Here is a 23,840-nt window from a genome sequence, read left to right on the forward strand (position 1 = left end):
TTTCAGCTTAAAATTTTAACATTTTACTTTTTTTTGGAAGAAAAATTGGTCAATTTCAGAATCGACTTATAAAAAAAAATAACGCATTTGTTAAGAATTTATCAACGAAAACGATTGAAACTTTCATTATCGCATTTTTAATCAAAACTATATGAGAAAATTGAAATTTCTTTGGTAGTTTTACGTTCCAAATATTAAAATTAATGTCTACTAGTATAAAAAAAATAGGAGTTTTGACGTCTGGAGGAGATGCTCCAGGAATGAACGCTGCACTTCGAGCAGTGGTAAGAACTTGTGCATATCATAATATCGAATGTGTTGGTATTTATAGAGGGTATCAAGGGCTTATTGAAGGAGATTTTGAAGCACTAGACGCACGAAGTGTTAGAAACATAATTAACCGAGGAGGAACCATCTTAAAATCTGCTAGGTCTAAAGAATTTAGAACTGCAGAAGGTAGAGCAAAAGCACACAAACAATTGGTAGATAATCAAATTGATGCGTTGGTGCTTATTGGTGGTGATGGAACCTTTACCGGTGGAATGATTTTTAACGAGGAATATGGCTATCCTGTTATCGGAATTCCAGGAACTATCGATAATGATATTGATGGAACTACTTTTACACTGGGGTACGATACAGCTTTAAATACGGTAGTAGATGCTATCGACAGAATTAGAGATACAGCCAGCTCGCACGACCGTTTATTTTTTATTGAAGTAATGGGAAGAGATTGTGGGCAATTGGCACTGAACTCTGGAGTAGGAGCAGGAGCTGAAGAAATTTTAATTCCTGAAGCAAATTTAGGTTTAGAGCGTTTGTTACACTCTTTAGAAAGAAGTAGAAAAAGCGGAAAAACTTCAAGTATTGTTGTTGTTGCTGAAGGCGATAAAACAGGAAAAAATGTATTCGAATTAGCAGAATACGTTGAAGAAAACTTACCAAATTACGACATCCGTGTATCGGTACTAGGGCATATGCAACGTGGAGGTTCGCCAACATGTTTTGATAGAGTACTTGCCAGTAGAATGGGAGTACGCGCAGTAGAGTCGTTAATGGAAGGAAAATCAAACCTAATGGTAGGTATCATTAAAGACGAAATAGTTTTAACACCTATCGAGCAAGCAATCAAAGGAAAAACTCATATAGATGAAGAGTTGATGAGAGTTTGCGAAATTATGTCAACCTAAAATAAATTAATAACCATAACACCAACCGCCACCACGTGGCAAAACAAAAATTAATAATTAAAAATTGAATAAAATGTCAACAGTTAAAATTGGAATAAACGGATTTGGACGTATCGGACGTTTAGTATTTAGAGCTACCGTAAAAAGACCAAACGTAGAGATTGTAGGAATTAACGATTTATTAGATGTAGAGCACTTAGCATACTTATTAGAGTATGACTCTGTACACGGAAGATTTGATGGGAAAATCGAAGTAAAAGATGGAAACTTAGTTGTTGACGGAAAAGTAATTAGAATTACTGCTGAAAGAGATCCTAAAAACTTAAAGTGGGACGAAGTAGGTGCAGATATCGTTGCTGAATGTACTGGTATTTTCACAACTTTAGATACAGCACAATATCATATCGATGCAGGTGCGAAAAAAGTAGTTATTTCTGCTCCTTCTAAAGATGCTCCAATGTTTGTAATGGGAGTAAACCACAAAGATGTTAAAGCTTCAGATAAAATCGTTTCTAACGCATCTTGTACAACAAACTGTTTAGCGCCAATTACAAAAGTATTACACGACAACTTTGGTATCGAAGAAGGATTAATGACAACTGTACACGCAACTACAGCTACACAGTTAACTGTAGATGGACCATCTAGAAAAGATTACAGAGGTGGACGTAGTGCTTTATTAAACATTATTCCAGCTTCAACTGGTGCTGCAAAAGCAGTAGCAAAAGTAATTCCAGCTATGGAAGGTAAATTAACAGGAATGGCGTTTAGAGTGCCTACTGCCGACGTTTCTGTTGTTGACCTTACTGTAAAATTAGCAAAAGATACTTCTTACGAAGAAATCAAAAAAGTAATGAAGTCTGCTTCTGAAAACGAATTAAAAGGAATTTTAGGTTATACAGATGAACTTGTAGTTTCTCAAGATTTCGTTGGTGAAACTTGTACAAGTGTATTTGATGCTGATGCCGGTATTGAATTAAACTCTAAGTTCTTCAAAGTAGTTTCTTGGTACGATAACGAAACAGGATACTCAAACAAATTGGTAGACTTAGCAGAGTACATCACTGCATTATAATAATATAACTAAGATCTAAAAATAAAGCTGTCTGGATCGATTTTCAGTAAAAACTTTACAGACAGTTTTTTGTTAAGATCTGCTTACTAAACTAACTCAAAAGCTAACTATTTGGCAGCTTTAAGCCTTATGTAAGGTAAGGCTTATTTCTGCTAAGATTTGGTATCTCCAAGCAGACTTAATAGTTTTTGGAGGCTATTAACTTAAACTAAACGTATGATTTTAATTGTAGATAGTGGTGCAACAAAATCTGATTGGATCGCATTAGATGAAGAAGGAAACAAACTGTTTGTAACCAAAACGCTAGGCCTAAGCCCTGAGGTGCTAACAAGCGAAATTATTAATGAGCGTCTTGCTAATAATTTTGAATTGTACAAGCACCGAAAGGAAGTTACACAGTTGTATTTTTACGGTGCCGGATGTGGTACCGAAAGAATGCGAAAATTTTTAAAAGGAATTTTTACCGACTACTTTCCTAATGCAAAAATTTCAGTAAAAGAAGATACCTACGCAGCTATCTACGCAACTGTTGAACCAGAGCAACATGCCGTTGTTTGTATTTTAGGAACAGGGTCCAATTGTAGTTATTGGGATGGAAAAGAACTGTACCAAAAAGTAACTTCGCTTGGATATATCTTGATGGATGATTGTAGCGGAAATTACTTCGGAAGACAATTATTGAGAGATTATTACTATCATAAAATCCCGAAGAAACTCGCAGTAAAATTTGCTAGTGAATACGATTTGGAAGAAGATAGTATTAAAAACCATTTGTACAAACAACCTAATCCAAATACCTATTTAGCAACCTTTGCTCGCTTTTTAATTCAGAATAAAGACGAAGCATATTGCCAGGCTTTAATCAAAAAGGGAATGCAGTTGTTTATTAGTAATTCAATCACACAGTTTGAACAAGCTAAAGAAGTGCCAATTCATTTTATAGGAAGTATTGCTTACTATTTACAAGATGAATTAAAACAAATTTTAGCTGAAAACGGTTTGTCTATCGGAAAAGTATTAAGACGTCCAATAGATGGATTGGTAGATTACCACAGATCTGTTTTATTCGAAGAATAAATTTTTTTAATATACTGATACAGAAAAGGTTGCTTGAAATTCAAGCAACCTTTTTGTTTTCTTATAAGTTATTGATGTTTGATTGCTACTGAATTATTTCTTCTAAAAACAAGCTTTGATTTCCTGTTCTGTCAACAGCGGTAATTCCAATTTTTTCCAATAATTTTCCGCTTTCTGTTGCCGGAAGTATATAAGAGCTACTTGTTTTTGAAACAACAGTATGTTGCCAATTACCACCTTTATATTTAAAGTAGATTACAAAACTTTTAATATCGTTGAGGTTATCATGGTTCCAAATAATATTACACTGTTGGTTTTTTACAACAGCATTTATGGTTGGTTGTGTAGGAGGAACATTGTCGAGCCAAGCACTTGTTGGTACAATTGCTTTTTCGTTATAAACCCTATTTTTTAATCCTTCTGTTACATTTTGATACTTCAATAAAGGGGCAATACTCCAATGTATAGCGCCTTTGCTTTTTAAGGTGCTTCTGGTAATTAAAATTTGATTTGTAATTTCATCTACATTACTGCTGTCTCCACCAAAGTCTACATTTATTCCAGGCCATAAATGTCTTTTTTGAGAGTTTTCACTTTCCCACCAAGTTAAAAGATCTGGAAATTGTTGTCCTTTTTTATCGATTTTCCAATACAATTGTGGTGCAAAATAATCAATCCATCCTTCGTTTAACCAAAGTTTTGCGTCGGCGTATAATTTGTCGTATTGATCAAAACCAACAACAGAAGAAGGATAACCTGGACGCCAAATTCCAAACGGACTAATACCGAACTTTACGTATGGCTTTTCAGTTTTAATAGCTTTGTAAACCATTTTTATAAAGTCGTTTACATTACTTCTGCGCCAATCTCCTTTACTTAGTGTTTCGCCAGTTTGTAGGTATGCATTCCAGCTCTTATCATCTGGAAAATCTTTTCCGTTGTTGTAAGATTCGTATGGATAAAAATAATCGTCAAAATGAACTCCATCAATATCGTAGCGTTTTACAATATCTGTAACTACCGCCAAAGAATGCGCTTTTGTGGCGTCTAAACTTGGATCCATCCACCACATGCCATTTTCTAACTTTACAACCAATTCAGGATGCGTGTTTACAATAGATTGCTGTGAAATCTCTTTCCCTTGCGTATGATGTGCGCGATACGGATTTAACCAAACATGAAGTTCGAGTCCGCGTTTATGTGCTTCTTCAATCCAAAAATTTAGCGGATCGTAATAAGGGGAAGGAGCAACACCTTGTTTGCCTGTTAGGTAGTATGACCACGGTTCGAGTGAACTCTCGTAAAGTGCATCTGCTTGCGGACGAACTTGAAAAATTGCAGCGTTAAAATTATTTTCAGCTAAAAAATCGAGTAATGCAATCGCTTCTTTTTTCTGTTCTTCCGAAGAAAGACTGGGTTTACTTGGCCAATTTATGTTTGCTACAGTAGCAATCCAAGCAGCTCTAAATTCTTCAATATTGTAGGGCGTTTTTGGATTCCACTTTAAACTTGCATCAGCAGTAGTTATATCTATTCCTTCGGAAGGGTTCACATAGGCATAACTCTCCTTTACAGTTTTGGTAGGAGTATTTACAACTTTTGGAGGTTGTTTTACCGTTTCAATTTTTGTGGATTTACAGGAGGAAGTTGTAATAGCAGCAGCTATAAGAAGCAAGAAACTTGCTTTAAAAAATAACTTCATATTAAAAATTTATGTGTACTATAAACCCGTTTTTGTAGATTTTATTTTACGGCAATCATAGAAATTTCAACATTTACGTTTTTAGGTAAAGTTTTAACGGCAACAGTCTCTCTTGCTGGTGCTGTGGCTTCATTAAAATAAGCTCCGTAGATGGTGTTAATGATTGAAAAATTATTCATGTCATTTAAAAAAATAGAACTTTTTACTACATTTTCAAAAGTCATTCCTGCAGCTTCAAGTACAGCTTCTAAGTTTTTCATAACAAGTTTTGCTTCGTCTTCAACTCCAGTAGTTATAAGCTCGTTGGTTGCAGGGTTGATAGCAATTTGTCCTGAAATATAAAGTGTGTTGTTTGCAAAAACAGCTTGGTTGTATGGGCCAAGTGGAGCCGGGGCTTTGTCGGTGTTAATGATTTTTTTCATCTGAATAAAAAGTTATGTTCTATAAATTTTTGTCTGGTTCACTTCTCTTTTCCCACTTCAAGTCGCTCAACATAGACGATTTGATTCCGATAAAGAAAAACCAAGAAGCTCGGCTACTAAACGGAACCCAGTTGAAGTTGAGTCGGAAACTCTTCAAATCTCGAGCAAAACGTAACTGTGTATAGGTAAATCCTTTCCCTACAAAATCGTACCCCGATGAAACACCAACTTTCCATTGTGGCGTAAGTTCGATGTTACCAGAAAACATGATAGAGTTGTTGGTAATTTCGTTTTGCCTATTGCTGTTGGAGTAGGTGAGTGAGTACGCTAGACGTAGATCCCACGGTAGTTTTGCGGCGTATGCTTCTGTGGGGACGTCTTCTTTTTCTTCATCATCGTCGTTTGCAAAAGTTCGATCGTCACTAAAGTCTTGCGCACGACCAAATAAATCGTCTTCACGACCACCACTTTGTGTATTGTCAATTTTGTCTTTTTCGTCCTTATCTTTTGAAAACGATTTACTGTTTAACGAGTAACTTACATTCATGTTGGCACTTGTCATTCTGAACAAACTTCCGCCGTTTTCGTAGTTGAATACATCAATACGAGTTCCGTTATTATCAATAGCGTAAGGATCGAGCGTCGCGCCAAAGTTTACATTCATTTTATTCTGAAAGAACTGCGTTCCTCCACTAATTCTCACAGGGCTCCACGGAAGCGAATCAGCAACAATATTATATGAAGTACTTAGGTTTAAGTTGTTCAAAAGCATCACCTTTTTTGCTTCGGTAGCCGTGGTATCTCGATCTTTAACTTTGGCTTCAACAACGTTGCTTAAAGAAAATCCAATGTTGTTTGAGTTGCTCAAACTTGGAGTTCCGTATAATCCATTTTCAAATTGCGTGTATTGTACAACTTCGCCATCTTCATCTAAATATTCATCGTAATATTGATCGAAAGCAGGAGTGTATCCGTAACTTACCGAAGGACGCATGGTGTGTCGGATAGCTTGTATTTTTGAACCTTCTTTAAAATTGAATGTACCGTAAAGTGTTGTACCAATGCTGGCATTTAAATTATAGGTTCCGTAGCGAGCAAAATTGTTTAAAGTATCGATGGTTGCCTCTTCTAGCAATGCATCGTAGTCGTTTCTTTTGATGGTTTTAAGTTGCCAAACTTCGTTGTAATTAGCGCCCACAGATGTACTGAAATACTTAAGGATTTTGAAGTTGGTACTGATTGGAATAGTATGCTGAAAACCAACTTTAGCATCGTCAAACATTTCTTTTTTTAAGAAATATTCATCAGTGGTACTAATTCTATTTTCTGCTCTAAAATTATACTGAAAGTTAACGTTTTGAATGATTCCTTTTTTAGCTCCATCTCTACTAGCAAACGGATAAATACGCTCCATACTTGCTTGTAAGGTAGGAAGTGTTAAGTTGATCGATTCCGTTTGTGTATTTTGTTGAATTGAGGTTGTAGCATTTAAATTTACCATTGGATACCCCGGAAACGTTTTGTTATACGAAATCGAGGACTGTAAGGTGTTATTTAAAAAGTTTGGCGTGTTTAACTGATTAAATGAGTTTTGATAGTATTGGCTACTACCAAAGTTTACCGATGCCGATAATCTTGAATTCGGATTTGCTTTTGCATCTTGGCTATGATTCCATTGAATGTTGTAAACGGTACTACGACTGTAATCGTCAAAACCACGCTGACTATTAATATTGTTTTCGTATCGTAAACGCATCGAACCTCTAAACTTGTATCGCTTTGCGTAATTGGTTTCTGTCCTTAAACCGTAACTTCCGTTGGTGTAATAATCTCCCAAAAGGGCTAAATCGAAATAATCGCTAATGGCGAAGTAGTAACCTCCGTTTTGTAAAGAGTACCCTCTTTGGTTTGTTTGTCCTGGTGTTGGCATAATAATCCCAGAATTTCGTCTTTCTTGCGACATTGGGAAATATGCAAAAGGCACGGCAATTGGAGTTGGTACATCGGCAATGTACATGTTACTAAAGCCTGCAATAATCTTTTTGTTAGGTACAAACTTTCCTTTTCGAACTCGAATGTAGTAATCGGGATCTTCCGCATCATCCGAAGTTGTAATTTTTCCTTCTTTTAAAAAGTAAACCGAGTCGTTTTCTTTCTTTACAATTTCAGCAAAAACATTCATGGCTTCTCCAACAGATTGCTCTGTTCGAGAGTTAAAAATAAGTGCTTTTTTAGTGTCAAAATTAAAGCGGATAGAATCGGGCTCGATAATACTATTTCCTTGTTTAAAATAAGGAGGTTGCGTTAAAGCACCGCTAGAATCTTTTATTCGCCCTGCGTATACTTCATTCGTAACATAATCTATTACAATAATTCCCGATTTAAGTTCGTAATCTTGGTAATATACTTCAGCTTCATTGTAGAGGTAAATTTTCTTTTCGGTACGACTCATTTTCATGTAGTCTTTCGCTTTGTAATTTATTTTACCTTGAAGAAAACCTTGTTTTGTAGAGTCTTTAGCAATCGAGTCGGTTGCCGTTGTGTCGATAACAGCGATATCGGTTAATACTTCCGAAGCATTAATATTTATAGAGTCTGTAGGCTCTGTTTGAGCTTCAATATCTAGCGCTTGTACCTTGGGTCTTTCTTGTGCATAAAAAAAACCACTGATTAACAGAGAGAACAGTGCTAAAAGTATGTTACGTTTCTTTGCTCGCAAAGCTTTTAATTCTATTTTTGTATACAGAATGGCTCGGTTTTTGACGTGCCAAACATACGTATATTTTTTGGTCTGTTTGTTATAGATTAACAAATTTTAATCAAATAATTAACTGTATTTAACCGTTATTATTTTATGAATAGATTTTTTACAGCTACATTTTTAGTAGCTATTTTATGTTTGATATATCCTTTAACTTCCTACGGAAATAACCCGCCCAATGACGGAAAATTTACCGTTGTTTTAGATGCTGGTCATGGAGGTCATGATCCAGGTAATATGGGTAATGGGTTTAAAGAGAAAGATATAGCTTTAAAAATTGTGTTGCAAGTAGGTGAGTTGTTAAAAAAAGATCCTTCAATTAATGTGGTGTACACACGTAAAGATGATCGTTTTGTAGATCTTTATGTACGTGGTAAAATTGCCAACGAAGCCAAAGCCGATTTGTTTGTGTCGGTACACTGTAACTCACACAATTCGAGTGCACACGGAACAGAAACTTTTGTTTTGGGGTTACACGCCAATGAACGAAATTTTGAAGTTGCCAAAAATGAAAACTCGGTAATTTATTTGGAGGATAACCACGAAGTTAATTATGCTGGTTACGATATTAATGCTCCTGAAAGTTTTATTGGACTTACCATGATGCAAGAAGAGTTTCTAGATCAAAGTGTGTTGTTAGCAAAAGCCATTCAAGATAATTTTACAGGAAAACTTAAAAGAGTAAACAGGGGTGTAAAGCAAGCAGGATTTATTGTGTTGCATCAAACTTTTATGCCTAGTGTGTTGGTGGAAACGGGATTTTTAACGTATAAACCAGAAGGTTCTTATCTTAATTCTAGCAAGGGAAAGTCGGATATGGCGCATTCTATAGCCGAAGCTATTTTTAAATACAAGCGTGCTATTGATGAAAATGTAGGAGATGATTTTTCTTTTGAAGTGAATGATATTACTACGGATAGCGGGAATCAATCTTCAGCAGTTGCAACATCTTCAAGTGTGGCAGCGGGCGTAAGTTTTAAAGTGCAAATTGCCGCTGGATCTAGAAAAATTGAAACAAAATCGTATAATTTTAAAGGATTATCTCCCATCAGCAGAGAAAAAGAAGGAAATATTTACCGATATTATTACGGAGAAACTTCGAGCTACGACCGTGTAAAAAGCTTGATGAGCGAAGCCAAAAGAAAAGGGTATGGCAGTAGTTTTATTGTAGCTTTTAAAAATGGCGAAAAAGTTAAAGTAAAATCGGTGCTCAATTCCATGTCAAATTAGAACCAATCTTAGCGAAATTATTTCTAATTTTGTTGTTTATTGTTTAGCAACGCTATATAAAAATGAGAGTTGTTACTGAAGATTTTCCGATACAAACATCGGAGCAACGCACCAGCCAATGTTGGTGTTTAAATTAATTAAGCGAGTAAAATAAATAGCTTTTGAAACTAACTAAAGAACTTAAAACTGGAATTATAGTAATAGGCGGAATTGTCTTGTTTATCTTAGGTTTTACCTTTTTAAAAGGACATAGTTTATTTAATTCTAGTAGAACGTATTACGCTGTTTACGACAATGTAAATGGTTTGTCGTCTGGAACTGCAGTAAGCATTAACGGATTGCAAGTAGGGAATATAAGCGATATAAACTTTATCGACGGAAAAGGAAATTTGGTAATTGCGTTTACAGTAAATAGCAATTTTCAGTTTTCAAAAAACAGTGTAGCCGAAATTTACGATACAGGACTCATAAGCGGGAAAGGTTTACGCGTTGTGCCAGTGCACGATGGCGGTCCGCAGTCTAAATCGGGCGATACTTTATTAAGTAATATCGATCCAGGACTTACCGATATGGTTGCTAGTAAATTGGCGCCGTTGCAAAAAAGTTTGGATGGCGTGCTTAAAAATGCCGATTCGGTAATGGTAGGCGTTGACGATATTTTAGACGACGAAACTCGTGCAAATATCAAATCGAGTCTTAAAAACTTAGAGCAGGTAATTGCCAATTTCAATCAAGCTTCTGGAACATTAAACACTTTGTTGGCAAACAATAAAGATAAGTTAGATCGTTCTTTGAGTAATATCGATAATTTATCGGCTAATTTGTCTAAAGTGAGCGATACATTGGCAACAGCAGGAATTGGTGATGCTATTGGCGATTTGAAAAACAGTATGGCGAAATTAGACGTAATAATGGCCAAAATAGAATCTGGAGACGGATCTGTTGGGAAGTTATTGAACGACGAAGAATTGTATACCAACTTAACAGATGCTTCTATGGAACTCGAATTGCTTTTAGAAGACCTGAGATTGAATCCTAAACGATATGTTCATTTCTCATTGTTTGGAAGAAAGAATAAACCTTACGAAGCGCCAGAAGAAGAAACTAACAACGAATAGATGCACTATATTTCTCAAATACTTTTCGCAATTATATTAATAGCCGGGATTGGATATTTTGCTAATAATGTTAAAAAATTAGTTCGAAATATTAAGCTTGGCCGTGCGATAGATCGAACAGATAATAAATCGCAACGTTGGACAAATATGGCCAGAATTGCTTTGGGACAACAAAAAATGGTTGTTCGTCCAATTGCAGGGTTTCTTCATGTTATAGTTTATGTTGGGTTTATCATTATCAATATTGAAGTTTTAGAAATTATTATTGACGGACTTTTTGGTACGCACCGCGTGTTTGCTCCGCTGGGTAGCGTGTACAATTTTTTAATTGGTTCGTTTGAGATTTTAGCATTTTTGGTAATTGTTTCAGTAACCATATTTTGGATTCGTAGAAACATTATAAAATTAAAACGATTCTTTTATGCTGAAATGAGAGGGTGGCCTAAAAGCGACGGAAATATTATTTTGTATTTTGAAGTTGTATTGATGCTACTTTTCTTAACAATGAACGGAGCAGATTATACCCTGCAACAAATGGGAGCAGCACATTATACACAAGCAGGTGCATTCCCAATTAGTCAAGTTTTTGTGCCTATTTTTGAAAACTTTAGTGAGCAAGCGCTAATCTTGATTGAGCGAGCTGCTTGGTGGATGCATATTATCGGGATTTTAACATTCTTAAACTATCTTTACTTTTCAAAGCATTTACATATTTTATTAGCTTTCCCAAATACGTGGTTTGCTAATTTAAATCCGAAAGGACAGTTCGAAAATTTAGAATCGGTTACCAATGAGGTTAAATTAATGTTAGACCCAAGTGCCGATCCTTTTGCAATGCCAGAAGAAGGAGCCGCCGACGAAGTACCAGAAAAATTTGGAGCTTCTGATGTTACCGATTTAAATTGGGTGCAATTACTCAATGCATACACCTGTACCGAATGTGGTCGTTGTACTAGCGAATGTCCTGCTGCACAAACAGGGAAGAAGCTGTCGCCACGAAAAATTATGATGGATACAAGAGACCGCTTGGAAGAAGTAGGTAAAAATATCGATGCCAATAAAGGAACTTTTGTAGACGACGGAAAACAGTTGTTAAATAATTATATCACGCCAGAAGAATTGTGGGCGTGTACCACTTGTAACGCTTGTGTTGAGGCTTGCCCAGTAAGCATCAGTCCGCTTTCAATCATTATGGATATGCGTCAGTACTTAGTAATGGAGCAATCGGCAGCACCAATGGAGTTGAACAATATGATGGGGAATATAGAAAACAATGGAGCGCCATGGCCTTATAATCAAATGGATCGATTAAATTGGAAATCAGAATAAATTCAATTCAGAAAAAGAAAAAATTAAACCAACAAATATAACTTTAAAATGAACAAAGAAGACGTTGAAAAATTGCTAAATGAGAAACTGGAAGACGGAGAACATATAAGTCCGGTTTTGCCAGAAGGAATTAAAAATTATTTAATTGATATCGACGGAACCATTTGTGATGATATTCCAAATGAAGAGCCAGAGCGTATGGCAACGGCACAAGTATACCCAGATGCGTTAAAAACTCTAAATAAGTGGTACGAAGAAGGGCACGTTATTTACTTTTTCACTTCGAGAACCGAAGAGCATAGAAAAACAACCGAAGATTGGTTGGACAGACACGGGTTTAAATACCACGGGATGGTGATGGGAAAACCTAGAGGAGGAAATTACCATTGGATTGATAATCATTTAGTGAAAGCAACACGTTACAACGGAAAGTTTACAGATTTAGTAGAAAAAGAAGTAACGATCCAAGTTTTTGACGACGGAGCACACGACTAAAATAATATTGTTATTAATTAAGGATATTTGGAACTAGCCTTTGTCGGTAGACAGGTAAAGTCGAGAAATAGCATTCAAGTGTATTGTTATTTCTCGGCTAAGTTCTAAATGAATTTTCTAAAATTGTAACAAATAAAAGGGAAACAAAAAGCATGAGCGAAGCAATAAAAGTGCCTACAATGGCAGAGATGATGGCATCAGGAAAATCTCCAGAAGTTTTATTTTGGGTAGGATGTTCTGGTAGCTTTGACGATAGAGCCAAAAAAATAACCAAAGCTTTTGTAAAGTTACTTAATAAGGCAGATGTAGATTTTGCTGTGTTAGGAACCGAAGAAAGTTGCACAGGCGATCCAGCGAAAAGATCGGGGAACGAAATGTTGTTTCAAATGCAAGCCATGACAAATATTGAAGTACTCAATGGGTACGAAGTAAAAAAAATTGTTACCGCTTGTCCGCATTGCTTTAATACCATTAAAAATGAATATCCTTCTTTGGGAGGATCTTACGAAGTTGTTCATCATACGCAATTTTTACGTTCGCTTTTAGATGAAGGAAAACTCACTATTGAAGGCGGAAAGTTTAAAGGAAAACGCATTACTTTTCACGACCCTTGTTATTTAGGACGTGCAAACAATGTATATGAAGCTCCTCGCGATTTAATCGAAAAGTTGGAAGCCGAACTTGTTGAAATGAAAAACTGCAAAAAACGCGGTTTGTGTTGTGGAGCTGGTGGAGCGCAAATGTTTAAAGAGCCAGAAAAAGGAAATAAAGACATTAATATAGAGCGTACCGAGCAAGCCATAGAAACCAAGCCAGATATTATTGCAGCAGGTTGTCCTTTTTGTAATACCATGTTAACAGATGGCGTTAAAGGAAAAGAAAAAGAAGGCGATATTGAGGTGATGGATGTTGCCGAACTTATTGCAAATGCAGAAGACTTATAATGAAGGTTGATTAAAAACCTATCTTTTAAAACTGAAAAGAAATGTACGTAGCTTTTAACGACTTACCAGAAACAGCAAGAGTTTGGATTTACCAAGCAAATAGAAGTTTTACAGAAGAAGAAATAGCCGAACTAAATACAAAAGTTCAAGATTTTATTGAGCAGTGGACAGCACATGGAGCAAATTTAAAAGCTTCATTTGAAGTGCGATACAAACGCTTTTTAGTAATCGCATTAGATCAAGAATTTAATACTGCTAGCGGTTGTTCTATCGATGCTTCTGTTCATTTCATTCAGCAATTAGAAAAAGAATACAATGTAGATTTGCTTGATAAAATGAATGTTTCATACCGTCAAGGCGATTTTATAGCCTACAAACCCCTTATCGATTTTAAGAAAATGGCCAAACAAAAGGCTGTTTCTCAAAACACTATAGTTTTTAATAATTTGGTAACCAATAAAGAGGAATACCAAAATTATTGGGAAGTTCCTGCTAGAGATAGTTGGCACGCCCGTTTTATGAACTAAACCTTCTATTTCGATTTTACATAAAATTTCTTTCTAGGTGTTGTATTTTAACGGCTAGCATACGTATGTATTTATTTCTGAAGAAATTGAAATGATTTTTTTGTAAAATTCTATGGCAATTGTATAAAATATCAATTATTTTGTACGAAATACTTGTATTTAGAGTTTAAATAATCGCATAACAAATGTTTTTCGGTTTCAAAACCGATTCACAATTACTCGTTTACCGAGAAAAACATATATAAAATTCAATGGTGTTAAAGAAAAGTATTATTGCTTTAGGGGCTCTTTTAACTATTGTAAATAGTAGCGCACAACAAACAGATCCGCTAGCTACAACCGATTTTGCGCAACAAACAAAATGGGTTGATAGCGTTTACAATTCGCTTACAGTTCAAGAAAAAATAGGACAATTGTTCATGATTCGTGCTTTTACCGATAAAGGAAATGCGCATATCGACGATGTAAAAAAACTTGTTTCCGACTATCAAGTTGGAGGAATTATATTTTCTACAGGAGGTCCAAATCGCCAAGCAAAGTTGAACAACGAATTGCAAGCTATGTCTAAAGTTAAAATGCTCATGGCGATGGATGCCGAGTGGGGACTTTCTATGCGTTTAGACTCTACTTTTGCATTTCCATACAACATGGTTTTGGGCGCTGTAAAAGACAATAATTTGGTTTTTCGTGTGGGGAAACACATCGGAGAACACACCAAACGCATGGGGATGCACATTAACTTTGCACCAGATGTAGATATAAATACAAACCCGAAAAACCCAATTATCGGGAACCGATCTTTCGGAGAAAACAGAGATAAGGTTACCCAAAAAGCAATGGCTTTTATGCAAGGGATGCAATCGGTTGGCGTGCTCGCCAATGCGAAACATTTTCCAGGCCATGGAGATACCGAACAAGATTCTCATAAAACACTCCCAACAATTAATTTTTCTGCGGAAAGAATTGACAGCGTTGAGTTGTATCCGTACAAACAGCTTATCCCAAAAGGATTGGCAAGTGTTATGATTGCGCATTTAAGTGTGCCGAGTTTGGAAGCGCGCCCTGGTTTTCCATCATCTATTTCAGAAGGAATAGTAACAGGGTTGTTAAAAGAAAAGCTTCAGTTTAACGGACTTATTTTTACGGATGCTTTGGAGATGAAAGGCGTTGCCAATTTTGCAGATTCTGGTAATGTTGATTTATCTGCTTTTCTTGCAGGAAACGATATGTTACTAATTTCTGGAGATACTCCAGAAGGGATTAAAAAATTAGCCGAAGCCTATGAAAACGGAATTATTACTGAAGAACGTTTGGCGTATTCAGTAAAAAAAGTTTTAAAAGCAAAATATAAAGTTGGTTTACAGCATTATCAGCCAGTAAATTCGTATCATTTATATGAAGATTTAAACAGGGTTGAAGACACCATTCTTTTTGAGGAAGTTATGGAAAATGCTATTACAGTTGCCAAAAATAGCGAGCAACTTGTACCTATTCGAGATTTAGATCAGAAGAAAATAGCGTATGTGAAATTGGGCGATGGCGACAATTCAACTTTTGTAAAAACATTACAAAAATATACAGCTGTAGATTACATCCAAGGAGATAATTTAAGTGATATTATTAATCGTTTAAACCCGTATAATTTGGTGATTATCGGTCATCATCGAAGTACGCAAACTCCATGGAGGTCAGCCGATTTAACCGATCAAGAAAAGGTTTGGATTTACGAAATTGCACGTCAGAAAAAAGTGATTTTAGACGCTTTTGTAAAGCCTTATGCGTTGTTAGATTTGCAAAGTATCGAGAATATAGAAGCTATTGTTGTTAGTTATTTAAACGACTCTATTTCTCAAGAAAAATCAGCAGAAATTATTTTTGGAGCTGTTGCCGCCAAAGGAAGTTTACCCGTAATGGCAAACGAAAAGTTACCAGAAAACCGAGGGTTTTTAACCAATTCGTTGTCGCGATTAGGTTATAGTGTTCCAGAACGCGTAGGGATGAACAGCGCGGCATTGAAGAAAGTCGATTCGGTTATGAAAGGAGCTATTCGATCTGGAGCAACGCCAGGCGGACAAATTTTAATTGCAAGAAAAGGGAAAGTAATTTATAGCAAAAACTTCGGAAAGTTCGATTATGCATCAGATGCGCAACCCGTAACCGATAATAATTTATACGACCTAGCTTCGCTTACCAAAATTACCGCGACCTTACCGAATATTATGCAATTGGTAGAAAGAAATGAAATTACATTTAATTCTACTCTAGGAGAAATGATTCCAGAGTTACGAGGAAGCAATAAAAGCGATTTGAAATTGCTACCAGTGTTGTCTCATTACGCACGATTAAAACCTTGGATTCCGTTTTACATAGCTACTTTAGACGAAGGCACAAAAAAGCCACTCGACAAATATTACAAAGAAGCGCCAGAGAAGAAATTTGGAGTTAAAGTTGCCGATCATTTATACATCAGGAATGATATGAAAGATTCGATTATTGGGCAGATTAAAGACAGCGAATTACTTACAAAACTTCAATATCGATACAGCGATTTGCCATTTATTCTGTTACAGCGCTATTTGGAAAATCATTATGAAAAGCCACTCGATCAAATCGTGCAAGACAACTTTTACAAATCGTTGGGGATGAATTATACTACTTTCAATCCGCTTGACAAATTTGGAAAAGCAGAAATTGTTCCAACAGAAATTGATGATTATTTTAGGTATCAAATCATTCAAGGTTACGTACATGATATGGGTGCAGCCATGCTTGGTGGAGTTGGAGGTCATGCAGGACTTTTCAGTACTTCCAACGATTTAGCCAAGATCATGCAGATGTATCTTCAGAAGGGATATTACGGCGGAAAGCGTTATTTCAGCACAGAAACACTAGATAAATTTAATACTTGTTATTATTGTGACGATGATAATAGGAGAGGTGTAGGGTTTGATAAACCACAGCTTAGTGGAGGCGGACCAACCTGCGGATGTGTTTCTATGGAGAGTTTTGGGCACAGTGGTTTTACAGGTACTTACGCTTGGATAGATCCAGACCAACAATTGGTGTACATCTTTTTATCGAACAGAACCTATCCGACAGCCACTAACAGAAAATTAATTTCAGAAGGTACACGAACTGTAATTCAGGAATTTATATACGATGCTATTGAAGATTAAAACGATTTTATATTTTTTCTGTAAATATTACTTTACAATTTCGACTCAGTTTTAAGGAAATTTAAAGAAAGTTGAATAATTAAAATCATAACTTAGTTTTTTAGTACCAATACAAAAATAAGTTGCCTAAAAATATGAGAATAGGAATTGTATGTTATCCAACATTTGGGGGGAGTGGTGTTGTAGCTACCGAACTTGGAATGGCATTAGCGACTCGTGGTCATGAAATACATTTTATAACCTATAAACAACCTGTTCGTTTGGCATTGCTTAGCGGAAAAATTCATTTCCATGAGGTGAATGTCCCTGAGTATCCACTATTTCATTACCAACCTTATGAGTTGGCACTTTCTAGCAAATTAGTAGATATGGTGAAGCTTCATAAAATTGAAGTTTTACACGTACATTATGCAATTCCGCACGCTTATGCTGCGTATATGGCCAAAAAAATGTTACAAACCGAAGGGATTGAAATTCCTATTGTAACCACGCTTCACGGTACCGATATTACTTTGGTTGGAAATCATCCTTTTTACAAGCCTGCAGTAACCTTCAGCATCAATAAATCTGATGTTGTAACTTCGGTTTCGCAGAGTTTAAAGAAAGACACCAAGCGTTTATTCGATATAAAAAAGAAAATTCATGTAGTGCCAAACTTCATCGATGTTTCTAAATACAACAATACTTTTACCGATTGCCAGCGCGGAATGATGGCTTCAGATAATGAAAGAATTATTACGCATATTAGTAATTTCAGAAAGGTAAAACGCATCCCTGATGTAATCAATATTTTCTTCGGAATTCAGAAAGAAATTCCTTCAAAATTAGTCATGGTAGGAGAAGGACCAGAACGCGAAGGAGCGGAAGCTTTATGTGATAAATTAGGAATTGGAGAAAAAGTTATTTTCTTAGGAAATAGTAATGAGGTTGATAAAATTTTGTGTTTCTCCGACTTATTTTTATTGCCTTCGGAAACCGAGAGTTTTGGGTTGGCAGCATTAGAAGCAATGGTGAATGAAGTACCTGTAATTTCTAGTAATGCTGGTGGAATTCCAGAAGTGAATAAAGACGGGTATAGTGGGTATTTGAGTGATGTTGGCGATGTGGAAGCCATGACAGCCAATGCAATTAAAATATTGAAAGACGAACAAACGCTAAATCAATATAAAAAACAAGCCAGAGCGCAAGCCACTTTGTTTGATATCAATAGTATAGTTCCTATTTACGAAGAAATTTACGAAAAGGCATATCATAAAATATTTTAACCCATTTTTTAGGGGAACACAACCTAAATATCTTTTATCTTTGCGCCAGCAATATTTTAAATACAACCCATGAGTAATACCATCACAGCGACCAATTTTAATTTCCCAAATCAGGAAAGTGTTTACAAAGGAAAAGTAAGAGAAGTGTACAATATCAATAACGATTTGTTGGTGATGATTGCCACAGACAGACTTTCTGCTTTTGATGTAATTATGCCAAAGGGAATTCCATTTAAAGGGCAAATTTTAAACCAAATTGCCACTAAAATGATGGAGGATACTAAAGATATTGTTCCAAACTGGTTGATTGCTACACCAGATCCAAATGTTGCTGTTGGGCATCTTTGTGAACCGTTTAAAGTTGAAATGGTAATTCGCGGTTATTTATCGGGACATGCAGCTAGAGAGTATGCTGCTGGGAAACGTACACTTTGTGGTGTTACAATGCCAGAAGGTTTACAAGAAAACGACAAGTTTCCAGAGCCAATTATAACACCTTCGACCAAAGCAGATCAAGGCGATCATGATGAGGATATTTCTCGAGAAGATATTTTGAAAAAAGGGATTGTTTCTGAAGAAGATTATATAGTTCTAGAAAAATATACCCGTGCATTATTTCAAAGAGGAACAGAGATTGCTGCTGCTCGCGGATTAATTTTAGTAGATACCAAATATGAATTCGGAAAAACTAAAGATGGTAAAATCGTTTTAATTGACGAAATTCATACACCAGATTCTTCACGTTATTTTTATGCTGAAGGATATGAAGAGCGTCAAGAAAAAGGAGAAGCTCAAAAGCAATTATCAAAAGAGTTTGTGAGACAATGGCTTATCGGAAACGGTTTCCAAGGAAAAGAAGGTCAGCAAATTCCAGAAATGGACGATGCTTATATTACTTCGGTTTCAGAAAGATATATTGAGCTTTATGAAAATATAACAGGAGAGCAATTTGAAAAGGCAGATGTAAGTAATATTCAAGAGCGAATAGAGCAAAATGTTTTGTCTTTTTTGAATAAATAATTTGCTAATTTATTGATATAAAAAAAGCGAGATGAAAACAATCATCTCGCTTTTTTATGTGTGTTTTGAAGCTTAGAATTTGTATAAAATTCCGAATTGTGGTTGCTCAAAAATATTTTCGAACAAGTTAATGTTTAACTCAAAAGTGTTTGATGAAGCTCCGTCTTCTGGAGAAACACTGTTATACGAAAGTACATTTGCTAAAGTAAATGTAGCAGCAAAGTTTTTAGTGAAGAAGTAGTTCAACCCTAAATTAAGATCTGCAGTAATACTGTTACTAATATCTTCGATGTTACCAATTTCAGTTTTGTTTCTTCCGTAACCTAAACCAGCTTCACCATAAGCTTTTAAACGCTTCTTAGCTAATTCTAAGAAGTAATATCTAGCAAAACCACCAACTCCAAATACACTAGTTTTTGAATCTAACGTTTCTACTTTGTTGTTAGCGTAACTTACTTCACCACCAACAGCCCATTTATTGTTTAAGAAATATCCAAACTTTGGGTTAAATCCGTAATAGTCTTGATCTCCTCCAGTACTTATTTTTATAGATCCTTCTACAAACATATCACCTTTTTCAAAAGTCATTCCTACTGCAGATTTTAACTCCGATTTTAATTGAGCCTCTTGAGCACTAGCAGTACCAAAAATAGCTAAGGCAAACATTGCTGTAATAAAATTTTTCATTCTGATTATTTTTTAAATTTGTAGGCGCAAATATATACTTATATTCTATATAAAGAATATTTTTTCTATAAAATTATGTTTGAAGTTGAAATTTTAATTCGCAGAATATCCTCAGACAAACAAAAGAATAATTCAGTTCATTTTTATAATTACGTAATTTTTAGGTAGTTGTTTTAGTTATTTGAATATTATAACCTTCGATTTTTATTAAATACTTAATTTTTTCGCTCAACAACTTATCTTTTTATACTAACGGCATTTATTTTACAATTATCTGCCAATTTTTTGGAAGTTGAATTTTAAAAGTAATTATCACTTTATAAACACATAAAGGTCTTATTATTAGTTATTTGGATGTGTTTTTGAGTGTTTTTATTAAAAGTGAACGTTGTATTTCTAACGTTTTCGGTTTAGGTAATTTGTATAAAAATAAGTACATTAGTCAACATGAGTAACTACCACATTAAACACCTAGAAGAATACTTTCAAGTTTACAGAAAGTCTGTTCGCGACCCAGAGAGTTTTTGGGGAGAAGTAGCTGAGGAGCACTTTTTATGGCGAAAAAAATGGAATAACGTATTAGAATGGGATTTTAAAAAGCCCGAGATAAAGTGGTTCGAAGGAGCCCAATTAAATATAACTGAAAACTGCATCGATAGGCATTTGCGTACCCGAGGCGATAAAACTGCAATTATTTGGGAACCCAATAGCCCCGATGAAGAGGCACAGCACATTACGTATAAAGACTTACACGATCGTGTTTGTAAGTTTGCAAATGTGTTAAAGTCTAAAGGAATCAAAAAAGGAGATCGCGTATGTATCTACCTGCCAATGATTCCAGAGCTGGCAGTTTCAGTGTTGGCTTGTGCTAGAATTGGAGCGATTCATTCAGTTGTTTTTGCAGGATTTTCTTCCACCGCATTGGCAACACGCATCAATGATGCTGAATGTAAAATGCTTATTACTGCCGATGGTTCTTTCCGCGGAAATAAAACAATCGATTTAAAAGGAATTGTAGACGAAGCATTAGAAAAATGCAATTGCGTAACATCAGTTTTAGTGGCCAAACGCACAGGCGCTACAATACAAATGAAGGAAAATCGAGATGAGTGGTTAGCACCTTTACTCGAAAAAGCAGAAGCTATTTGTGAGCCAGAAATTGTAGACGCCGAAGATCCACTGTTTATTTTGTATACTTCGGGTTCTACTGGAACACCAAAAGGAATGGTACATACCACAGGAGGATATATGGTATACACAGCATATACGTTTAAAAATATATTTCAGTATCAAGAAAATGATGTGTATTGGTGTACCGCCGATATTGGGTGGATTACAGGACATAGTTATATTGTGTACGGACCACTTGCTAATGGCGCTACAACCGTTATGTTTGAGGGAGTGCCTTCGTATCCAGACTTCGGACGTTTTTGGGAAATTGTAGACAAACATAAAGTCAATCAATTTTACACAGCGCCAACGGCGATTCGTGCACTAGCAAAAGAAAATTTAGATTTTGTAACCAAATACGACCTTTCTTCTTTGAAAGTTTTAGGGTCTGTTGGAGAACCTATCAACGAAGAGGCTTGGCACTGGTACAACGATAATGTAGGAAAAGGGCAGTGCCCTATTGTAGATACTTGGTGGCAAACCGAAACTGGGGGGATTATGATTTCGCCAATTCCGTATGCAACGCCTACCATTCCAACATATGCTACCTTGCCATTACCAGGAATTCAACCAGCATTAATGGACGAAGAAGGGAAAGAAATTAAAGGCAACCGCGTTAGTGGTCGCATGTGTATAAAATTTCCGTGGCCGTCTATTGCTAGAACAATTTGGGGAAATCATCAACGCTACAAAGAAACCTATTTTTCAGCTTTTGAAAACATGTATTTTACAGGAGATGGCGCCTTACGCGATGCCGTAGGTTATTACCGAATTACAGGTCGTGTAGACGATGTGGTTATTGTTTCTGGACATAATTTAGGGACAGCGCCAATCGAAGATGCCATTAACGAACACCCTGCAGTTGCCGAATCGGCTATTGTGGGCTTTCCACACGAAGTAAAAGGAAATGCCTTGTACGGATTTGTAATTTTAAAAGAGGTAGGAGAAACCCGTGACCGAAATAATGTTCGCAACGAAATCAATCAGCAAATCACCGAGCATATCGGTCCGATTGCAAAACTCGATAAAATTCAATTTGTAAGCGGATTGCCAAAAACGCGAAGCGGAAAAATTATGCGTCGTATTTTACGCAAAATCGCTTCCAACGACTTATCGAATTTGGGCGATACCAGCACCTTGCTAAACCCAGATGTGGTAGACGAAATTATTAAAGAAAAATTAGATTAGGAGCCTAGTGGTATGCTGTAAAAAGCTACCGCTGTTACCCGCTCTCACTCATACACGGTATCCGCTCCATCGGGGCTAGGACTAAAGTATGGGTATAAAATTTACAAAATCCCAACTGTTTTTTTAAATAGTTTGGGGTTTTGTTTTTTTGTAAGTATTGTAATTTGAAATATTTAAAGATTTAATGAATGTTGGATAATTTGATGATGAAATTATAGACCTATTTAAAAAGTATTAAAAATCAAGGAAGCAGTGTTGGACAAAAGATTAAAAGCTGTTTGAGCGAAGCGAGTTCTTTTAATCTGTGGAAAGTGTTTCCGTAGATTTTCTTATACTTTTTTAATCAGTCTTGACTTTTTTGTTTCGTTTTTGTGTCAAGACAACTGCGAAGCACATCAACGAGCACCTATAAAAAATATATTTTTAGTGAGTTAAAAATGAAAGTTTCATAAAGATAAATGTATAATTATAGAATTAACTACTTCGATAATTTTATCTTGGTAATTGTAATGATTTTAAAAAGAACACGTCAAACTTCCTAAATCTAATCAATTATGAAAAAAATAATTACTTTATTAATCGTTGCTATGACGCTCATAGCATGTTCTTCAGAAAAGAAAAAAGAAACAGTTTCTATAAATTTGGATAAATATCCGCCAGCACTTATAGAGGTTTTCAAAGCACATGGAGGATTAGAAGTTTGGAAAAATCAAAAAACACTTTCGTTTACAAAAGGCAACGAAAATTATACGGTCGATTTAGATACTAGAAAATCGTTTATGAAATCGCCAGCGTATAGTTTAGGTTTTAACGGAAAAGAGGCTTGGCTTGTAGAAAAAGACAGCACAGCTTTCAAAGGGAATCCAGATTTTTATCATAATTTATATTTTTATTTCTATGCAATGCCATTTGTTTTAGCCGATGATGGTATAAAATACAGCGAAACATCTCCGCTTACGGTTGACGGAATAGAGTATCCTGGAGTTAAAATTTCGTATAATGACGGAGTAGGAGCGTCTTCAAAAGATAACTACTACCTATATTATGATAAAAACACGCACCAAATGCAGTGGTTGGCTTATACAGTAACCTTCTTCGATAATAAACCAAAGGCTCAAAATCAGACAAACGTTATTAGGTATGAAGAATGGCAAGACGTAAACGGACTTAAATTGCCTAAAACACTGGTATGGTATGCAAAAGATTCTTTAGGAAATGTTGTCGCACCCAAAGAGAAAAAGCCAGTAACTTTTACAAATGCGTCGCTTTCAACAAGGGCAATGGATAGTATGATGTTTGAAAAGCATTAATATTATAACAAACTTTCAATTGTTATTGAGTAAGTGAAACTAAACTATCATGGTACTGTATGGCTGTCAGGTCGAGCGGAGTCGAGACCTCTTCCTCAGCTTTGCTCAAAATTGTGGTATTTCCTTTGAACAATAAACCTAAAATTTAAACTGA

18 protein-coding genes are annotated in these 23,840 nt (G+C 35.7%); 14 read left to right on the forward strand and 4 right to left on the reverse strand.

Annotated elements, in window-relative coordinates; translation table 11 throughout:
• Positions 1–203 precede the first annotated feature (203 nt).
• The 3 genes from pfkA (at position 204) to JMA43_RS05675 (ending at position 3,342) form a co-directional block, all read left to right on the forward strand.
• Entirely contained in the window at positions 204–1,190 is a 987-nt protein-coding gene (gene pfkA / locus JMA43_RS05665; RefSeq protein ID WP_342155423.1) for a 6-phosphofructokinase, read from the forward strand.
• Between the two features lie 73 nt (positions 1,191–1,263).
• A complete protein-coding gene (gene gap, locus JMA43_RS05670; protein ID WP_342155425.1) occupies positions 1,264–2,265 on the forward strand; it encodes a type I glyceraldehyde-3-phosphate dehydrogenase in 1,002 nt (333 codons plus the stop codon).
• Positions 2,266–2,481: 216 nt separating this feature from the next.
• Positions 2,482–3,342 carry an N-acetylglucosamine kinase gene (locus tag JMA43_RS05675; RefSeq protein ID WP_342155427.1) on the forward strand — a complete coding sequence of 287 codons (861 nt, stop codon included), beginning with the start codon at positions 2,482–2,484 and terminating at the stop codon, positions 3,340–3,342.
• A gap of 85 nt (positions 3,343–3,427) precedes the next feature.
• Here the strand turns inward: JMA43_RS05675 and JMA43_RS05680 are convergent, their stop codons facing one another.
• The 3 genes from JMA43_RS05680 to JMA43_RS05690 are packed head-to-tail and all read right to left on the reverse strand — an operon-like array spanning position 3,428 to position 8,185.
• On the reverse strand, positions 3,428–5,044 hold the full coding sequence (locus JMA43_RS05680; RefSeq protein ID WP_342155428.1) for a glycoside hydrolase family 10 protein: 1,617 nt from the start codon (positions 5,042–5,044) through the stop codon (positions 3,428–3,430).
• 41 nt (positions 5,045–5,085) lie between these two features.
• Entirely contained in the window at positions 5,086–5,466 is a 381-nt protein-coding gene (locus JMA43_RS05685; protein ID WP_342155430.1) for a Rid family detoxifying hydrolase, read from the reverse strand.
• Positions 5,467–5,485: 19 nt separating this feature from the next.
• Positions 5,486–8,185 carry a putative LPS assembly protein LptD gene (locus JMA43_RS05690; protein WP_342155431.1) on the reverse strand — a complete coding sequence of 900 codons (2,700 nt, stop codon included), beginning with the start codon at positions 8,183–8,185 and terminating at the stop codon, positions 5,486–5,488.
• Positions 8,186–8,320: 135 nt separating this feature from the next.
• Between JMA43_RS05690 and JMA43_RS05695 the strand changes: the two genes are divergently transcribed.
• From JMA43_RS05695 to JMA43_RS05735, 9 genes are all read left to right on the forward strand, one after another.
• Positions 8,321–9,457 (forward strand): N-acetylmuramoyl-L-alanine amidase, encoded by a 1,137-nt coding sequence (locus tag JMA43_RS05695; protein ID WP_342155432.1) that lies wholly within the window; start codon positions 8,321–8,323, stop codon positions 9,455–9,457.
• A gap of 161 nt (positions 9,458–9,618) precedes the next feature.
• Positions 9,619–10,575: an MlaD family protein gene (locus JMA43_RS05700; RefSeq protein WP_342155433.1), complete on the forward strand. Its 957-nt coding sequence runs from the start codon at positions 9,619–9,621 to the stop codon at positions 10,573–10,575.
• On the forward strand, positions 10,576–11,904 hold the full coding sequence (locus JMA43_RS05705; protein ID WP_342155434.1) for a (Fe-S)-binding protein: 1,329 nt from the start codon (positions 10,576–10,578) through the stop codon (positions 11,902–11,904). It begins immediately after the preceding gene.
• Between the two features lie 48 nt (positions 11,905–11,952).
• Positions 11,953–12,399, forward strand: coding sequence for an LNS2 domain-containing protein (locus JMA43_RS05710; protein ID WP_342155435.1), 447 nt, complete (start codon positions 11,953–11,955; stop codon positions 12,397–12,399).
• A gap of 152 nt (positions 12,400–12,551) precedes the next feature.
• Positions 12,552–13,343 (forward strand): (Fe-S)-binding protein, encoded by a 792-nt coding sequence (locus JMA43_RS05715; RefSeq protein ID WP_342155436.1) that lies wholly within the window; start codon positions 12,552–12,554, stop codon positions 13,341–13,343.
• A 41-nt stretch (positions 13,344–13,384) separates the two neighbouring features.
• Positions 13,385–13,870 carry an ABC transporter ATPase gene (locus tag JMA43_RS05720; protein ID WP_342155437.1) on the forward strand — a complete coding sequence of 162 codons (486 nt, stop codon included), beginning with the start codon at positions 13,385–13,387 and terminating at the stop codon, positions 13,868–13,870.
• A 251-nt stretch (positions 13,871–14,121) separates the two neighbouring features.
• Positions 14,122–17,046, forward strand: coding sequence for a glycoside hydrolase family 3 N-terminal domain-containing protein (locus JMA43_RS05725; protein ID WP_342155438.1), 2,925 nt, complete (start codon positions 14,122–14,124; stop codon positions 17,044–17,046).
• A gap of 134 nt (positions 17,047–17,180) precedes the next feature.
• Positions 17,181–18,311, forward strand: coding sequence for an N-acetyl-alpha-D-glucosaminyl L-malate synthase BshA (bshA, locus tag JMA43_RS05730; protein ID WP_342155439.1), 1,131 nt, complete (start codon positions 17,181–17,183; stop codon positions 18,309–18,311).
• Between the two features lie 69 nt (positions 18,312–18,380).
• Positions 18,381–19,331 carry a phosphoribosylaminoimidazolesuccinocarboxamide synthase gene (locus JMA43_RS05735; protein ID WP_342155440.1) on the forward strand — a complete coding sequence of 317 codons (951 nt, stop codon included), beginning with the start codon at positions 18,381–18,383 and terminating at the stop codon, positions 19,329–19,331.
• A gap of 72 nt (positions 19,332–19,403) precedes the next feature.
• On the opposite strand, the gene JMA43_RS05740 is transcribed toward JMA43_RS05735, so the two are convergent.
• A complete protein-coding gene (locus JMA43_RS05740; protein WP_342155442.1) occupies positions 19,404–20,018 on the reverse strand; it encodes an outer membrane beta-barrel protein in 615 nt (204 codons plus the stop codon).
• Between the two features lie 447 nt (positions 20,019–20,465).
• Between JMA43_RS05740 and acs the strand changes: the two genes are divergently transcribed.
• Together acs and JMA43_RS05750 are read left to right on the forward strand one after the other, a co-directional pair.
• Positions 20,466–22,376, forward strand: coding sequence for an acetate--CoA ligase (acs, locus tag JMA43_RS05745; protein ID WP_342155443.1), 1,911 nt, complete (start codon positions 20,466–20,468; stop codon positions 22,374–22,376).
• A 554-nt stretch (positions 22,377–22,930) separates the two neighbouring features.
• Positions 22,931–23,686: a DUF6503 family protein gene (locus tag JMA43_RS05750; protein WP_342155444.1), complete on the forward strand. Its 756-nt coding sequence runs from the start codon at positions 22,931–22,933 to the stop codon at positions 23,684–23,686.
• Positions 23,687–23,840 lie beyond the last annotated feature (154 nt).

The sequence above is a fragment of the Joostella sp. CR20 genome (assembly GCF_038433465.1).
GTDB lineage: Bacteria > Bacteroidota > Bacteroidia > Flavobacteriales > Flavobacteriaceae > Galbibacter.

Bases quoted from the DNA above. Each gene is read 5' to 3' on its own strand.
- pfkA (WP_342155423.1), top strand. From the start codon at position 204: ATGTCTACTAGTATAAAAAAAATAGGAGTTTTGACGTCTGGAGGAGAT.
- gap (WP_342155425.1), top strand. From the start codon at position 1,264: ATGTCAACAGTTAAAATTGGAATAAACGGATTTGGACGTATCGGACGT.
- JMA43_RS05675 (WP_342155427.1), top strand. From the start codon at position 2,482: ATGATTTTAATTGTAGATAGTGGTGCAACAAAATCTGATTGGATCGCA.
- JMA43_RS05680 (WP_342155428.1), bottom strand. From the start codon at position 5,044: ATGAAGTTATTTTTTAAAGCAAGTTTCTTGCTTCTTATAGCTGCTGCT.
- JMA43_RS05685 (WP_342155430.1), bottom strand. From the start codon at position 5,466: ATGAAAAAAATCATTAACACCGACAAAGCCCCGGCTCCACTTGGCCCA.
- JMA43_RS05695 (WP_342155432.1), top strand. From the start codon at position 8,321: ATGAATAGATTTTTTACAGCTACATTTTTAGTAGCTATTTTATGTTTG.
- JMA43_RS05705 (WP_342155434.1), top strand. From the start codon at position 10,576: ATGCACTATATTTCTCAAATACTTTTCGCAATTATATTAATAGCCGGG.
- JMA43_RS05710 (WP_342155435.1), top strand. From the start codon at position 11,953: ATGAACAAAGAAGACGTTGAAAAATTGCTAAATGAGAAACTGGAAGAC.
- JMA43_RS05715 (WP_342155436.1), top strand. From the start codon at position 12,552: ATGAGCGAAGCAATAAAAGTGCCTACAATGGCAGAGATGATGGCATCA.
- JMA43_RS05720 (WP_342155437.1), top strand. From the start codon at position 13,385: ATGTACGTAGCTTTTAACGACTTACCAGAAACAGCAAGAGTTTGGATT.
- JMA43_RS05725 (WP_342155438.1), top strand. From the start codon at position 14,122: ATGGTGTTAAAGAAAAGTATTATTGCTTTAGGGGCTCTTTTAACTATT.
- bshA (WP_342155439.1), top strand. From the start codon at position 17,181: ATGAGAATAGGAATTGTATGTTATCCAACATTTGGGGGGAGTGGTGTT.
- JMA43_RS05735 (WP_342155440.1), top strand. From the start codon at position 18,381: ATGAGTAATACCATCACAGCGACCAATTTTAATTTCCCAAATCAGGAA.
- JMA43_RS05740 (WP_342155442.1), bottom strand. From the start codon at position 20,018: ATGAAAAATTTTATTACAGCAATGTTTGCCTTAGCTATTTTTGGTACT.
- acs (WP_342155443.1), top strand. From the start codon at position 20,466: ATGAGTAACTACCACATTAAACACCTAGAAGAATACTTTCAAGTTTAC.
- JMA43_RS05750 (WP_342155444.1), top strand. From the start codon at position 22,931: ATGAAAAAAATAATTACTTTATTAATCGTTGCTATGACGCTCATAGCA.